Origin of the sequence: Klebsiella sp. 2019SCSN059 (genome assembly GCF_021739525.1) — a bacterium.
Classification (GTDB): domain Bacteria; phylum Pseudomonadota; class Gammaproteobacteria; order Enterobacterales; family Enterobacteriaceae; genus Klebsiella; species Klebsiella quasipneumoniae.
In genome coordinates this window covers 115,006-128,896 of sequence record NZ_JAKKOM010000002.1, presented here as the reverse complement: position 1 = coordinate 128,896, position 13,891 = coordinate 115,006, and the positions used below count along the sequence as shown (strand labels likewise).

General features: G+C 61.2%; 10 protein-coding genes and 1 pseudogene. 6 read left to right on the top strand and 5 right to left on the bottom strand.

What is annotated here, in order from left to right:
- On the top strand, positions 1–1,032 hold the full coding sequence (locus L2I46_RS03250; RefSeq protein ID WP_072420813.1) for a Gfo/Idh/MocA family protein: 1,032 nt from the start codon (positions 1–3) through the stop codon (positions 1,030–1,032).
- A 498-nt stretch (positions 1,033–1,530) separates the two neighbouring features.
- Here L2I46_RS03250 and L2I46_RS03245 read toward each other — a convergent pair whose 3' ends face one another.
- On the bottom strand, positions 1,531–2,538 hold the full coding sequence (locus L2I46_RS03245) for a Gfo/Idh/MocA family oxidoreductase (RefSeq protein ID WP_236947546.1): 1,008 nt from the start codon (positions 2,536–2,538) through the stop codon (positions 1,531–1,533).
- 102 nt (positions 2,539–2,640) lie between these two features.
- Here L2I46_RS03245 and L2I46_RS03240 point away from each other — a divergent pair, with 102 nt between their 5' ends.
- The 5 genes and pseudogenes from L2I46_RS03240 (at position 2,641) to L2I46_RS03220 (ending at position 8,347) form a co-directional block, all read left to right on the top strand.
- Positions 2,641–3,660 carry a LacI family DNA-binding transcriptional regulator gene (locus tag L2I46_RS03240; RefSeq protein WP_023288687.1) on the top strand — a complete coding sequence of 340 codons (1,020 nt, stop codon included), beginning with the start codon at positions 2,641–2,643 and terminating at the stop codon, positions 3,658–3,660.
- Between the two features lie 409 nt (positions 3,661–4,069).
- Positions 4,070–4,993 (top strand): sugar ABC transporter substrate-binding protein, encoded by a 924-nt coding sequence (locus L2I46_RS03235; protein ID WP_002892597.1) that lies wholly within the window; start codon positions 4,070–4,072, stop codon positions 4,991–4,993.
- Positions 4,994–5,025: 32 nt separating this feature from the next.
- Positions 5,026–6,510, top strand: coding sequence for a sugar ABC transporter ATP-binding protein (locus tag L2I46_RS03230; protein ID WP_004202401.1), 1,485 nt, complete (start codon positions 5,026–5,028; stop codon positions 6,508–6,510).
- Between the two features lie 19 nt (positions 6,511–6,529).
- Complete coding sequence (locus L2I46_RS03225) at positions 6,530–7,552, top strand: ABC transporter permease (RefSeq protein WP_004152946.1); 1,023 nt, start codon at positions 6,530–6,532, stop codon at positions 7,550–7,552.
- A gap of 185 nt (positions 7,553–7,737) precedes the next feature.
- Positions 7,738–8,347, top strand: a pseudogene (locus L2I46_RS03220) (hypothetical protein).
- Positions 8,348–8,394: 47 nt separating this feature from the next.
- Here the strand turns inward: L2I46_RS03220 and L2I46_RS03215 are convergent.
- From L2I46_RS03215 to L2I46_RS03200, 4 genes are all read right to left on the bottom strand, one after another.
- Entirely contained in the window at positions 8,395–9,405 is a 1,011-nt protein-coding gene (locus L2I46_RS03215) for a LacI family DNA-binding transcriptional regulator (RefSeq protein ID WP_017898803.1), read from the bottom strand.
- A 23-nt stretch (positions 9,406–9,428) separates the two neighbouring features.
- Positions 9,429–10,829 carry a sucrose-6-phosphate hydrolase gene (locus L2I46_RS03210; RefSeq protein ID WP_044521387.1) on the bottom strand — a complete coding sequence of 467 codons (1,401 nt, stop codon included), beginning with the start codon at positions 10,827–10,829 and terminating at the stop codon, positions 9,429–9,431.
- A complete protein-coding gene (locus L2I46_RS03205; RefSeq protein ID WP_023288691.1) occupies positions 10,829–12,199 on the bottom strand; it encodes a sucrose-specific PTS transporter subunit IIBC in 1,371 nt (456 codons plus the stop codon). The genes L2I46_RS03210 and L2I46_RS03205 overlap by 1 nt, the downstream gene beginning before the upstream one ends.
- Positions 12,200–12,303: 104 nt before the next feature.
- Positions 12,304–13,821 (bottom strand): carbohydrate porin, encoded by a 1,518-nt coding sequence (locus L2I46_RS03200; RefSeq protein ID WP_049013605.1) that lies wholly within the window; start codon positions 13,819–13,821, stop codon positions 12,304–12,306.
- Between the last annotated feature and the right edge of the window lie 70 nt (positions 13,822–13,891).

Sequence of the window (13,891 nt, the reverse complement as noted above, 5' to 3'; positions counted from 1 at the left end):
ATGTTTCCCTCACAATTACCGACCCCGCGCCGCCCGGCGGCGCAGAGCATTCCCTCCCTGCGCTGGGGCATCATTGGTCCGGGCTGGATCGCCGAGCGCTTTGTGCACGCATTGAAAACCCAGAGCCGGCAGCAGGTGGTGGCCGTTGCCTCCCGCAGCCAGGCGAAGGCCGACCGGGTAGCCGCGGAATGGGGGATCCCCCAGGCTTACGGCCGGGTGGAGGAGATGCTGGCGCGTCCGGATATTGATGCGGTCTATATTGCGACGCCGCACAACCATCACTTTCCCGACGGCATGCAGGCGCTGAAGGCGGGCAAACACGTGCTGATAGAGAAGCCCTTCGCGCTCAACCTCGGCGAAGGAGGTGAACTGCAGGCCGAAGCCGCCCGCCAGGGGAAGCTGGCGCTGGAGGCCATGTGGTGCGATTACGCGCCGAAGTATGATGTGATCCGCCAGCTGCTGGAGGATGGGGTACTCGGCGACCTGCATACCCTGCTGGCCGATCACGGCGAGTATTTCACTACCGATCACCGCATCTTTAATGCCGACCTTGCCGGCGGGCCGATGATGGATCTCGGCAGCTATTTGACCTCGTTTGCGCTGATGGTGGGCGGCATGCCGCAGGAGATTGTCGCCCGCGGCCACGCGACGGCGGAGGGGCTTAACGGCCAGACGTCAATGCTGTTCAGCTGGCGGAACGGGATGCAGGGGCTGTTAAACACGACGTTGTTCAGCAACACGCCGGGCGGGGCGGTGGTGGCCGGACGCCAGGCGACCCTGACGATCGACGGTCAGTTTTACGCCCCCGGCGGGTTCACGCTCGCCGCCAGCCAGGGCGGGCAGGCGCTGCGCTGGGAAGAGCCGCGCAATCGCTACGACCAGCTGTTCTGGCAGGCGGAGCATTTTGCCTGGTGCATCGGTCAGGGGCTGCGGGACTCGCCGCTGCGGCCGCTCAGTCAGGTGCTGCAGAATCTGCAGGTGATGGATGAGGTGCGGCGCCAGGTGGGCGCGGTGTTTAACGAAGAACGTTAAGGGGCCGGCCGGGCTTTGGTTTGCAGACAGCGCGCGCGTGCACGCCATTGCCCGGCACCGGGACGCGCACGGTACCGGATATCTGCTGCCCGGCGGCGCTGTGCTTGCGCGGGCCTGGGATGTCACTGCAACTATTTGATATTGATGGTTATCATGTCCGCAGGCCGGGCAAGGCGTCGCCGCCGCCCGGCATAAAACGGCTCCGCGTCGGCTGTCCTTGCCCGGCGGCGCGGCGCTTGCGCGGGCCTGGGATATCACTGCAACTGTGTGATATGTATGGTTATCATGCCCGTAGGCCGGGCAAGGCGTCGCCGCCGCCCGGCATAAAACGGCTCCGCGCCAGCTGTCCTTGCCCGCGGCGCGGCGCTTGCGCGGGCCTGGGATATCACTGCAACTGTGTGATATGGATGGTTATCATGCCCGTAGGCCGGGCAAGGCATTGCCGCCGCCCGGCATAAAGGCAGGTTCAGAGCCTGATAGCGGTTGCCACGCAACCACTCACCGACAGTCGTCAACGGCGACAAACTGGCCGCGCTGCAGAGACTGAACCGCCGCTTCGGCAATGGCCTGCGCCTGCAGGCCGTCCACCAGGCCGGGCAGGTCGGCCACGGTTTCACCATTCAGAGAGCGGATAAAGGCGTCAAGATGCTGGTAATAAGATCCTTGCACCCGGCTGAACCAGTCCGGCCACAGGCCTGGCTCAATGCGCTGATTGCCGCGCCATAGGGTAGGGCCCGCTGGCGACTGGCTGCCGGATTCCAGCGCGCCCTCTGCCCCCAGCAGGGTGATCCGTTCATCATACCCGTGGCCGGTGCGGCGGGTGTTGTCCAGCTGCGCCAGCGCGCCGCCGCGCATCTGCATCATCAGGATGGAAGTGTCGACATCGCCAAATTCGGCGATTTCCGGCAGGGCCAGCGCCGCGCCTATCGCCGCTACGGTATGCACTTCATCGCCGGTGAGAAAGCGCAGAAGATCGAAGAAATGGATCGCCTGATCGCGCATCTGACCGCCGGAGCTGCGCAGATAGTCGAGCGGCGGCATGCTGGAGGCGCGACAGACCATCTGCACCAGCTCGACCCTGCCGATCGCTCCCTGCTCCAGTTGGCGGCGCAACTGCTGATGGCTGCTGTCAAAGCGCCGGTTAAAGCCGACGGTGACCGGCACCTTAAGGGGAAGCACCCGCTCCACCACCTCGCGGGCGCGCGCCAGGGAAAGGTCGATCGGTTTTTCGCAATAGACCGCCTTGCCCGCCCGGGCGGCGGCTTCCAGCAGTTCGGCATGCGACGGGGTCGAGCTGGCGATCAGCACAGCGTCGATGGCGTCGCTACGGAGAGCCTCGCTCACCGTCACCGCCCGGGCGCCATAGCGGGCGGCCAGCGCCTGGGCACGCTCCGGCGCGACATCGGCCACCATCGTCAACTCGCTCCCGTCGTGACGGGCGAGGCTGGCGGCATGAACCTGACCGATAAAACCACTGCCTACCAGGGCAAAACGTTTGCACTTCATTTTATTCTCCAGAATGGCGAGGGGACGCTGCCACCATAATCGGTTTGCTAAACTCACTGACACTGCCGTTTTGATGTATTTCCATCATTGAAGAGAGGGGCGATGAAAAACATGTCACTGGCGATGCTGGCCAGACAGATTGGCGTCGGCGTGGCCACCGTTGACCGGGTGCTGAACGAACGCGGAGGCGTATCGCCGCAGACCACGCGCAAAGTGCTGCAGGCGGCGCGGGAGGCGGGGCTGAAGCGTATCCTGCCGGAGGAGCACCGCTTTCCCTGGCAGATTGAGCTCTTTCTCAGCAGCAATGACTCTTTCTTTTTTCCGCAGCTGGCGCAGGATTTCGCCGCCGTCGCGGATAGCCTCGGCTATCGTCGGCTGACCCTGCACCGCACCTTTGTCCCGGAGTCGCAGCCGGCGACCCTGGCCCGGCGCATTATGCGCAGCGGCCAGCAGCGTCAGGGGATCATCGTTTTCGGCAATGACCATCCTGTGGTGCATGACGCGCTGCGACGCTGTCGGGAAGCGGGCGTCCCCGTCATTACCCTGGCGACAGATCTGCCCGGCGCCGACCGGCTCTGCCACGTCGGGATCAATCAGTTGCAGGCTGGCCGCACGGCGGGGTTAATGATGGGGAGAATGACACCGCGGCCCGGGGAGGTGCTGATGGTGAGCGGCCGGGAGGATTACAGCGCGCATCGCCTGCGCATCCAGGGGTTCCGCGAGGTGCTGAGCCAGCGCTTTCCCCATCTGCAGCTCAACGAGGTGCTGGCGGGCGAAGAGCGGCGGGAGCAGATCACCCGCCTGCTGGAGCAGGCCCTGTGCCGCAGCCGGCATATTGTCGGGATCTATAACACCGGACTTGGCAATACTCAGATTGCCGAGGCGCTGGCACGCCACCGCCGCGAAGGCGACGTCTGCTGGATCACCCATGAGCGCTACAATACCACCCGCCAGCAGCTGGCCAGGGGCAGCCTGGCGTTAACGCTCGATCAGAACACCCGCCAGCACGCCCAGCTGGCGATCGACCTGATGCTGCGCCATCTGGAGTCCGGCTATCAGCCGCAAACCTATGCCGACGGGAAAGTCGACTTTATCCTCTACAGCGCCGAGAACGTCGACTAAGGCGTGCGGCGCCTCCCTTCCTGACAACGCGGATCTCCCCGCCGGGGGCGATCGCTGTAAAGCGTTGTCTGCCTCTCATTTTTCGCTCATTTATGCAGCAATGTTAGATGTCTGTCAAAATTCTGTTACTGCATGGTTTTAAAATTTTCATTTCAGTTATTTACTTATAAAAGTTTCAAATGTCTTGTTAATGAAATAAATGGTCTGGAATTCACGGTGTGGCATAAATGGACTGATGTTTCAAAAAAGTGATGATAATACAGCCATTATTTGTGATTCCGATCACGACGAAATGCGGAAAACCCCGCAGCGCCGTCGCCGTCACAACAGACATTTGTCGCAATCTAACTGAAATTAATTTTTCATTTTGTTTCATTCACCGGCGTACCTACAAAATCAAGGATCAACTATGAATATTAAGAAAACGATTGTTGCCTCTTTGTTAGCCTGCATGCTGCCTGCGGTGGTTATGGCAAAAGATGTCTCCATTGGCGTCTCGATGGCGCTGTTTGACGATAACTTCCTGACGATCCTGCGTACCTCGATGCAAAAAGAGATGAAAAAAGATGGGGTGAAATCGCAGATCGAGGACGCGAAAGGGGATGTCTCCCAGCAGCTGCAGCAGGTGCAGAACTTTATCGGCCAGGGCGTGGACGCCATTATCGTCAACCCGGTGGATACCAACGCGGTGAAACCGATCATGGATCAGGCCACCAAAGCCGGGATCCCGCTGGTGTTTGTAAACCGTCGCCCGCAGGCGGAGCTGACCGACAAGATGGCCTATGTGGGGTCGGATTCGATTCTCGCCGGTCGTCTGCAGATGGAAGCGCTGGCGAAGGCGATGAACGGCAAGGGCAATGTGGCGATCCTGCTCGGCGACCTGGCGAATGAATCCACTCGCGACCGCACCAAAGGGGTGGAAGAGGTCGTGGCGAAATACCCGAACATCAAAATCGTGCAGAAGCAGACCGCGAAATTTACCCGCAATGACGCCGTGGATGTGGTCAGCAACTGGATGACCAGCGGCGAGGATATCCAGGCCATCGCCTCCAACAACGATGAAATGGCGATCGGCGCCCTGCAGGCGCTGGGTAAAAACCCGAACCATATTCTCATTGCCGGCGTGGATGGCACCCCGGATGCGCTGCAGATGCTGAAGAGCGGCAAGATGATCGCCACCATCTTCCAGGATGCGAAAGGCCAGGGCGAGGGCGCCGTAGACGCGGCCATTAAGCTGGCGAACGGCGAGAAAGTGGAAAAGATCATCGACGTGCCGTATCAGCTGATCACCAAAGAGAACATGGCTGAATTTACCAATCGTAATCAGAAATAATCCTGGCCAACCTGTGGTACGGAGGTGGATGTATGAACGCTTTTGCCCTTGAAGCCGAAGGTATCAGTAAGTTCTTCCCCGGCGTGAAGGCGCTCGACAATGTCTCATTACGCGTGCGCCCGGGAACGGTGCACGCCCTGATGGGCGAGAACGGCGCCGGTAAATCCACGCTAATGAAGTGCCTGATCGGTATCTATCGCCCGGATAAAGGATCGATTCGCGTGAAAGGTGAGCCGGTGGAGTTTACCGACACCATGGATGCGCTGCGCTCGGGGATCTCGATGATTCACCAGGAGCTGAATCTGGTGCCGCATATGACGGTGGCGGAGAATATCTGGCTGGGGCGCGAGCCGATGAAGTACGGCTTTGTCGACCACGGCCAGCTGACCCGCCAGACCCAGGCGCTGCTGGATAAGCTGAATATTCGCTTAACTGCCGACCGGCTGGTGGGCGACCTGAGCATCGCCGCCCAGCAGATGGTGGAGATTGCCAAAGCGGTCTCATGGAACGCGGATATTGTGATCATGGATGAGCCCACTTCGGCGCTGACCGAAGGCGAGGTGGCTCACCTGTTCACCATCATCCGCGACCTGCGGGCCCAGGGCAAAGCGATCATCTATATCAGCCATAAAATGGATGAGATCTTCGCGATCACCGATGAGATCAGCGTCTTTCGCGACGGCACCTGGGTGGGGAGCAAAAACACCACCGAATTTACCCGCCAGTCGCTAATCACCCAGATGGTGGGCCGCGAATTAACCCAGCTGTTCCCGAAATTTAATAACACCATCGGCGAAGAGGTGCTGACGGTGCGCAACCTGACGCGCCAGGGCGTGTTCCATGACGTCAGCTTTACCGTGCGTCGCGGCGAGATCCTCGGCGTGGCCGGGTTGGTGGGCGCCGGGCGCAGCGAGGTGATGGAAAGCCTGTTCGGTATGGAACGCTTCGACAGCGGCGAAGTGCTGATCGACGGGGCGCCGGTGACCATTGATTCTCCCTCCGTGGCGATTGAAAAGGGGATGGCGTTATTAACCGAAGACCGCAAAAAGTCGGGCCTGTTTCTGGTGCTGTCGGTGCTGGAAAATATGAGTATCGTAAAAATGCCGGAATATATCGGCAAGAGCGGTTTTGTCCAGCACGTGAAAATGGCCGAAGACTGCATGGAGCAAATCCGCCGGCTCAATATTAAAACGCCGACGATGGATCAAATTATTAATAACCTCAGCGGGGGGAATCAGCAAAAAGTCCTGATTGCGCGCTGGCTGTTAGCGCAACCGAAAATCTTAATTCTCGATGAGCCGACCCGCGGCATCGACGTCGGGGCGAAGGCGGAAATTTATCATCTTATCAGTGAACTGGCGAACCGGGGGGTGGCGGTCATTATGGTCTCCTCTGAGCTGCCGGAAATCCTTGGCATGAGTGACCGGGTCATGGTGATGCATGAAGGTCGTATCACCGGCATCCTGGAAAAAGACGAAGCCGACCAGGAAACCATTTTGTCGTTGGCATCCCATTGAGGCACAGAGAATGAGTAATATGAAATTAACGGCGGCTCCGGCCAGCGAGGGTTCCTCCTTCTTCGCTAATTTGCGGCATAAAATGCCGAAAGATACCGGCATCTTTGTGGTGATGCTGGTGATTGCCCTGACATTTGAAATCGCCGGCTGGTATGTTCGCGACCAGTCGTTCCTGCTCAATACCAACCGCCTGGTGCTGATTGTGCTGCAGGTGGCGATCATCGGCATCATCGCCGTCGGCGTCACCCAGGTGATCATCACCACCGGGATTGACCTCTCCTCCGGCTCGGTTATCGCCCTCGCGGCGGTGGTGGCGGCGAGCCTGGCGCAAACCTCCGACAGCCTGTCGCCGATGTTCCCGGCGCTGGTCAACCTGCCGGCGGTGATCCCGATTTGCGCGGGGATCGGCGTCGGCCTGCTGTGCGGGCTGACCAACGGTTTCCTGGTGACGCGAACCGGTATCCCGCCGTTTATCGCCACCCTCGGGATGATGGTCTCGGCGCGCGGTCTGGCGCAGTATTACACTCAGGGCAATCCGATAAGCTTCCTCTCCGACAGCTTTACGGCGATAGGCCAGGGGGCGATGCCGGTGATCATCTTCTTCGTGATCGCCGCGGTGTTTCACATTGCGCTGAAGCATACCCGGTATGGCAAATATGTGTATGCCATCGGCGGCAACATGACCTCGGCCAAAGTGTCCGGCATCAACGTGAATAAGTACCTGGTGATTGTCTACACCATCGCCGGGGCGCTCTCCGGGCTGGCGGGGGTGGTGCTGGCGGCGCGCGTCAGCAGCGGCCAGTCCAGCATGGGGATGTCCTACGAGCTGGACGCGATTGCCGCAGCGGTGATCGGCGGCAGCAGCTTAATGGGCGGGGTGGGGCGCATTACCGGCACCCTGATTGGCGCGATGATCCTTGGCCTGATCAAGAGCGGCTTTACCTTTGTCGGCGTCGATGCCTACGTGCAGGATATTATTAAAGGGATCATTATCGTCGCGGCGGTGACCATCGACATGCGCCGCAACCGGAAAAAACACTAATCTTATCAACTGGCGGCAACGGCGAAGCGCGTCGTTGCCGCCAGCCCTGTCCAGAAATAAACAAAATACTCCCCGCCTGGCGCCGGCTGTCTATTTTTCCCGCGCTGCGCATCCTGTACAGTTTCGCGACTTTTGTTGTCCATTCGCCAGGGGGCCACGCCTTGCCCCCTGGTTTCTGGAGTCGTATGAATACACCATCCATAGGCAAATCCTCGCCGGTCTGGCGACCGGGAAGAAGGGGCGTGATCGTCACGCTGCTCGTTGGCCTGGCGATCCTGATCATCGGCCGGGGCGGGCATTTTCTGGCCAGAGAGGTTTGCCGCGAAATGTATACCCGTCAGCTGGAGAAGGATGCGCAGTGGGTGGCGTCACGCCTCGAACGGCGGATGAACACGCCGGCGCGGCAGCGGGAAGCCACCTGGCCGCTGGCGGTGATGCGCGCGGATCTCTATGCCCTGGCCCGGCAGCGACATTATCAGCTGCTGCTGGTAAATAGCGACGGGCATCTGCTGGCGGCATCGCATGCGCTGCCGGCCAGCGTGCTGGCCCAGGTTCAGGCGCAATTTCCCAGGGAGATGCAGCCGCCGCTGTTCGGCAGCCATTACCAGACCATTCAGCCCTTCGCCCCGCATCAGCGGATGTTAAGCCGGGCGCTGAACGGCAATGCAGGCCTGGCGGGCTGGAATCTCGTGATGCTGGCGCCGGACGGCGGTTTGCCCTCGCTGCTGATGGCTTACCGTTGGCCAGTCACGATTGGCCTCGGCGCGGTGCTCGCCGGCACGCTGCTGGCGGTGAGGCGGGCGGCGCGCGCCCGGCGAAAACGCTAATTGCCGACGGCGCCGTCAGGCATGGCGAAACTGCAGGGTGGCGGGCAGATAGCGCTGGAGCGGCTCCGGCGCCTGGCCGTCGATCAGCTGGCTGAGCAGATCGTAGCAGTGCCAGGCCAGCTGGCGATTATCCTGTTGCACGGTATCAATGCGCAGGGAAAGTGAATCGTACAGATAGTGATCGTCGAAGCTGGCGAGATGAATATTGGAGTCCAGCAGATGGTGCTGGCTCATATAGCGCAGGACCCCTTCGAGCAGGCCGCAGGCCGCGGTGAACAGCGCTTTCGGCGGCCGGCCCAGCCGCGCGCAGAGCGCGGCGAACATCTCATAGCCGGAGCTGGGGTGATAGTTGCCGTTGATCACCCACTCGGGACGCAGCGTGACCCCCGCCTGAGCCAGGCCCTGGGTGAATCCCGCCAGCCGGTCGCGCGATGGCGATAGCCGCGGCTGGCCGCCGAGAAACCAGAACTCGTCCGCATGCTGAGGGGCGATGCGGGAGATCAGCTCGGCCGTTGGGGTGACCGAGTCGGTCATCACCAGCGGCAGGGCGCTGTCGCTGGGGGAGCGGTCAAACAGCACCACCGGCAGCTGTTCGCTGAGCTTCAGGTAGTCGGCATCGCTGTGCATGCACGAGGCGACGATCAGGCCGTCGACCTGGCGGGCAATCATGTTATTGACCACGACGCTCTCCTGGCCGGGGTTTTCGTCGGTGCAGGAGATAAGCAGCTGCACGCCGGCTTCCCGGCAGAGCGTCTCAAGCTCATGGGAGAAAACGGCAAACCCGTAGTTGGTGATTTCCGGCACCACCAGGCCAATGGTATGGCTGCGGTTATCGCGCAGCGAGCGCGCGTGAATGCTGGGTTGATAGTGCTGCTCGCGGGCGATCGCCAGCACGCGCTCGCGCGTCTCCTGCGCCACGCGCAGCTCTTTGCCACGACCGTTAAGCACCAGACTGGCGGTCGCTTTGGAGACGCCCGCCAGTTCGGCGATATCTTTGATAGTTACGCGTTTGGTTTTCATCAGCACCCGGGAGCCTGAAAGCAAAACGGTTATTCTACCATGCATGGCCGCAGCAGCCAGCGGCAGAATGCCACCGGCGTCGCACCGCTGAAGATTAACTGCCCCGGATAGCCCGGGAAGAAGCGGCTGCTCATCACCCCTTCGCCATCGTTGATGAAAATCTCCACGCTGGAGCGGTCGATAAAGATCTGCAGGCGCCGCGCCTCGCCGCGCCAGTAGCGGTGATGCATCTCCGCCGTCTGCAGCCCGCGGCGCGACAGACGCAGGCCGTCGCGGTTGACGGTGAGCTGCAGGGCGCCGGCAAAATCCAGCCCCAGCGTGCTGTTGGGGGCGATGTCAAAGGCCAGCTCCATCGGGGCGAGGGGAAGGGTCTGTCCGCGCCAGCCCTCGGCTTCGCCGCGCAGGGCGGCCAGCTCGCGCAGCGGGCGCTGATACAGGGTGCCCGCCTGCCACTCCAGCTCGCGCACGCAGGTCATCTGGTGGATCCACCCCTGCGCGCGGGTGGGTTGATGCATCTCTTCCCCATCCGGGACGCCCATCCAGCCGACCAGCAGGCGGCGGCCATCCTCGGCCAGCATGGTTTGCGGCGCGTAGAACTCAAATCCGCTGTCCAGCTCGTGCAGCGGACCATGGTCGAAGGCGCCGCGTTCGGCGTCGAAACGGCCTGCCATCCACACCGCCGGATAGGTATTGAGAAAGCGCTGCGCTTCGCGGGCCAGCCCCTGCGGGCAGCAGATCAGCAGGTGGGTGTCCGCCAGCGGAAACAGGTCCGGGCACTCCCACATGTAGCCGCCGTTCGCCAGGCCGTTAACGTCATGCCCGGCTATCTCGCCCACCAGGCGCCAATCCCGCAGGTCGCTGGCGGTAAACAGCAGCACTTTGCCGCGCTGTTGCACATCCTGCGCCCCGAGGACCATGTACCAGCGCCCGTCCTGTCGCCACACTTTAGGGTCGCGCACATGGCCGGTATAGCCTTCCGGCAGCGGCAGCACCGGCCCCAGCTTGCGGAAGGTGCCATCGGCATTTTCCGTCGCCAGACATTGCCAGGCGGTGCGCCCGCCGTCGGGGAATTTCACGTTGCCGGTATAGCAAAGGGTCAGGGCGCCCTCGAACTCGACCGCGCTGCCGGAGTAGCAGCCGTTGCGGTCATACTCTTCATCCGGCATCAGGGCGATAGGTTCATGCCGCCAGTGCAGCAGATCGGCTGAGCTCCAGTGTCCCCAGCACTTGTAGGTGTGGTCGCAGGCGAGCGGATTCCACTGATAAAACAGGTGGTAACGCCCGGCGACCTGGCAAAAGCCGTTGGGATCGTTCAGCAGTCCGCTGACCGGCGCCAGATGCCATTGCGGGTAATGGCTGTCGGCCAGCGCCTGCGGCTGGCCCTGCATAACGGCCTGCAGGATCGCAGGCAGGCGTGACGGTAATGACATTATTCAGCGTCCGTTTTGTATTTCAGCGTCAGAGAGAGCGTGAAGGCCACGGCGAAGGCGATCGCCATCCCGATAATGTAGTTCAGCAGCGAGCTGGCCTGCACGATGGCCATTCCCGGGATCGCCGTCAGGCCCACCGCGGTCATGTAGACGTGCATCGATACCACCCAGGCGCCGCCGGCGGCACCGCCCACCAGCGCGGCGATGAACGGTTTCACAAAACGCAGGTTAATCCCGAAGATTGCCGCCTCGGTGATCCCCAGCATCGCCGAAAACGCCGACGGCAGGGTGATAGCTTTGATTTTGGCATCTTTGGTTTTAAACCACACCGCAAAGCAGGCGCCGCCCTGGGCGACGTTGGCCATGGCCCAGATCGGCAGCAGGAAGTTGACGCCGATCGACGGATTGCCGAGCAGGCCCGCCTCGATGGCATGGAAGCTGTGATGGATACCGGTAATGACGATCACCGAATAGAGGCCGCCAAACAGCAGGCCCGCCAGCCAGCCGGCGTGGCTGATAAGCGTGCTGAGGATAAACGAAATGCCGTCGCCGAGCGCGCGGCCGGCCGGGCCGATTAGCAGCAGGGCGATAAAGCCGGAGATAATCACCGTCAGGAACGGCGTGAGGATCAGATCCAGCGCGTCAGGGATAATGCGGCGCAGCCGTTTCTCGACAAGGCTCATAAACCACACCGCCAGCAGCACCGGGAAGACCGTGCCCTGATAGCCGATCATCGCCACTTCGATGCCGAAGAAATTCATGGTGTGGAAGCCGGCGGCGACGCCCCAGGCGTTGGTCAACGCCGGGTGGGTGAGGATCCCGCCGAGGGTCGCGCCCAGATAAGGGTTACCGCCAAATTCGCGGGCGGCGGTAAAGCCGATCAGGATCGGCAGAATGATAAACGCCGCCGAGCTGCACATATCCAGCATGATATAGATAGCGTTGCCCGGGTCGACCCAGCCGTAGGTTTTCACCATCCCCAGCAGGCCCATCAGCAGGCCGGAGGCGACGATGGCCGGAATAATCGGCACGAAGATGTTGGACAGCAGGCGGGCGATGCGCTGGAACGGGTTCAGCTTTTTCGCCGCCAGGTCGGCGGCTTCGGATTTGCTCGATTCGCTGATGCCCGCCGCCTGGATAAAGGCGGCATAGACTTTATTGACCACCCCGGTGCCGAAGATGATCTGCATCTGGCCGGCATTGCGAAAGCAGCCTTTCACGCCGTCGATTTTGCCAATCGCCTGCTGGTCGGCGAGCGCGTCGTCGACCAGCACCAGCCGCAGGCGGGTGGCGCAGTGCGCGGCGCTGGCGATATTTTCCTTGCCGCCCAGCAGGGGAAGCAGTGAGCGGGAAATCTGTTCAAAATCCATAGTACCCTCTGAATGCATGATGATATGGCGTGGGCGGCGCCGGCCGTGGCAGGCACCGCGAACCTTATATTTATGTGTGACTTACCCTGTCGTCCGGGTTCACGTCAGAACCAGGTCTCCATTTGCATACCGAACGACCATTCGCCGCCCGATTTGAATCCGTTGCTGCCTAACGCGTCGTCGTTGGCGTAGTTATCCAGCTTTTTGCTCCAGTCCATCCACGAGGTGTAGAAGCGGATCTCCGGACGCGAGAAGAAGTCACCGATGCTGCCGACCTTGAAGGTCGGGGCGAAGGTCAGCTTGTAGAAGCTGCCGTTGACCGCATGGCGATCGTTGTAGCCTTCAGGCTGCAGATCCATGTACTGATAGCTGCCCTCCCAGGCGAGGGCGAAGTTCTGCGTGACCTCCTGAATCAGACGCAGGTTGAGAGTGGCCCACTGATAGCTGTCGCCATCGACATAGCGGTCTTTACTGCTCTGCGCCAGCACGGCCGGGGCAATAAACCAGCGATCGCTCAGCGGCGTGGTGCCGTAGCTGGCGAAACGCCAGGTATTGGCCCCCGGTCGCAGCGCGCCGTCGGAGCCGATACCTTTAACCTCGGCGCCCAGTCCGTGGCCATACAGCAGGGCCGTTTTGCTGGTCCCGTCGCGCAGGCCATAGAAGCTCTCATTGTGCAGACCCAGCAGGGCATGAACCCCGGTGTTAGCGGCATCGCCTTTCACCAGATTGCCGTTCGCGTCCTGGCGGTCGTCATTATCTTTCGCCCGCATCCCGCTGACCATCATCTGTACCGGGCCGGCAAAGTTATTCATGCTGACGATATAGTTCTGCACGCTGTTGCTGCTGTCGGCGATATCGCCAAAGTTGCGGCCATATAACGAGAAGTTGCTGCGCAGGCTGTCGTTCCACTTCACGTCGTAGATCCCGCCGCCGGTCCCGGCGAGGAACACCACATCCGAGTCAACCCAGTGGATGTCGAAGTTGTCGCGGTCAAAGCGTTTCCCGGCCCACAGGGTCGAGCCTTTGAACGGACCCTCGAAGGTCGGCAGGTTGCCCAGCTCGACGAACGCCTGGCGCACGTTCAGGTCGCTGCTGCTCGCCGTCCAGTCGTTATAGGTAGTTTGCCCGTCGGCCACCATCACTTTGAAACGGGTGGTCGCCCCGTTGTCCAGGGTCTGCTTATGTTCGAGGTTCATTTCCACATAGGTGTCGGCCTGGTTGCCAAGACGACCAATGGCGCCGCCGGTCTCCCCGGCGGGGGTCATATAGGCCCCGGATTTCGTGCTGGCGGCGGAGTCGTTCATGATCACCCCGGAGCGGGCGTAGCCGTGGAACTCAAAGCCGCCGGGCCGTTCGGCTTTTTCTTCCAGTTGGGTGGTGCGCTTGGCCACCTGCTGGGTGGTGGCCTGGGTTTGCTGCTGCTGCTGGGTTAGCTGCTGAACTTTCTGCTCCGCTGAGGCGGCGCGGCTTTCGGCGGTACTGGCGCGGGTCTCGGCATCCTGCAGACGTTTTTCCAGGGCGGCGAGACGCGCTTCAATGCTGTTCAGGTCTGTCTGCCCATGGGCGGCGGCGGCGCCGGTTAGCAAAGCAATAAGAATGGCTAACTTCCGTTTTTTATACATGTTGGTGACATCCAAAGGTAAATCAGTGAGTGTGCTAACGTTTGCTAAACCGGTTTAGTTGATATGGTAA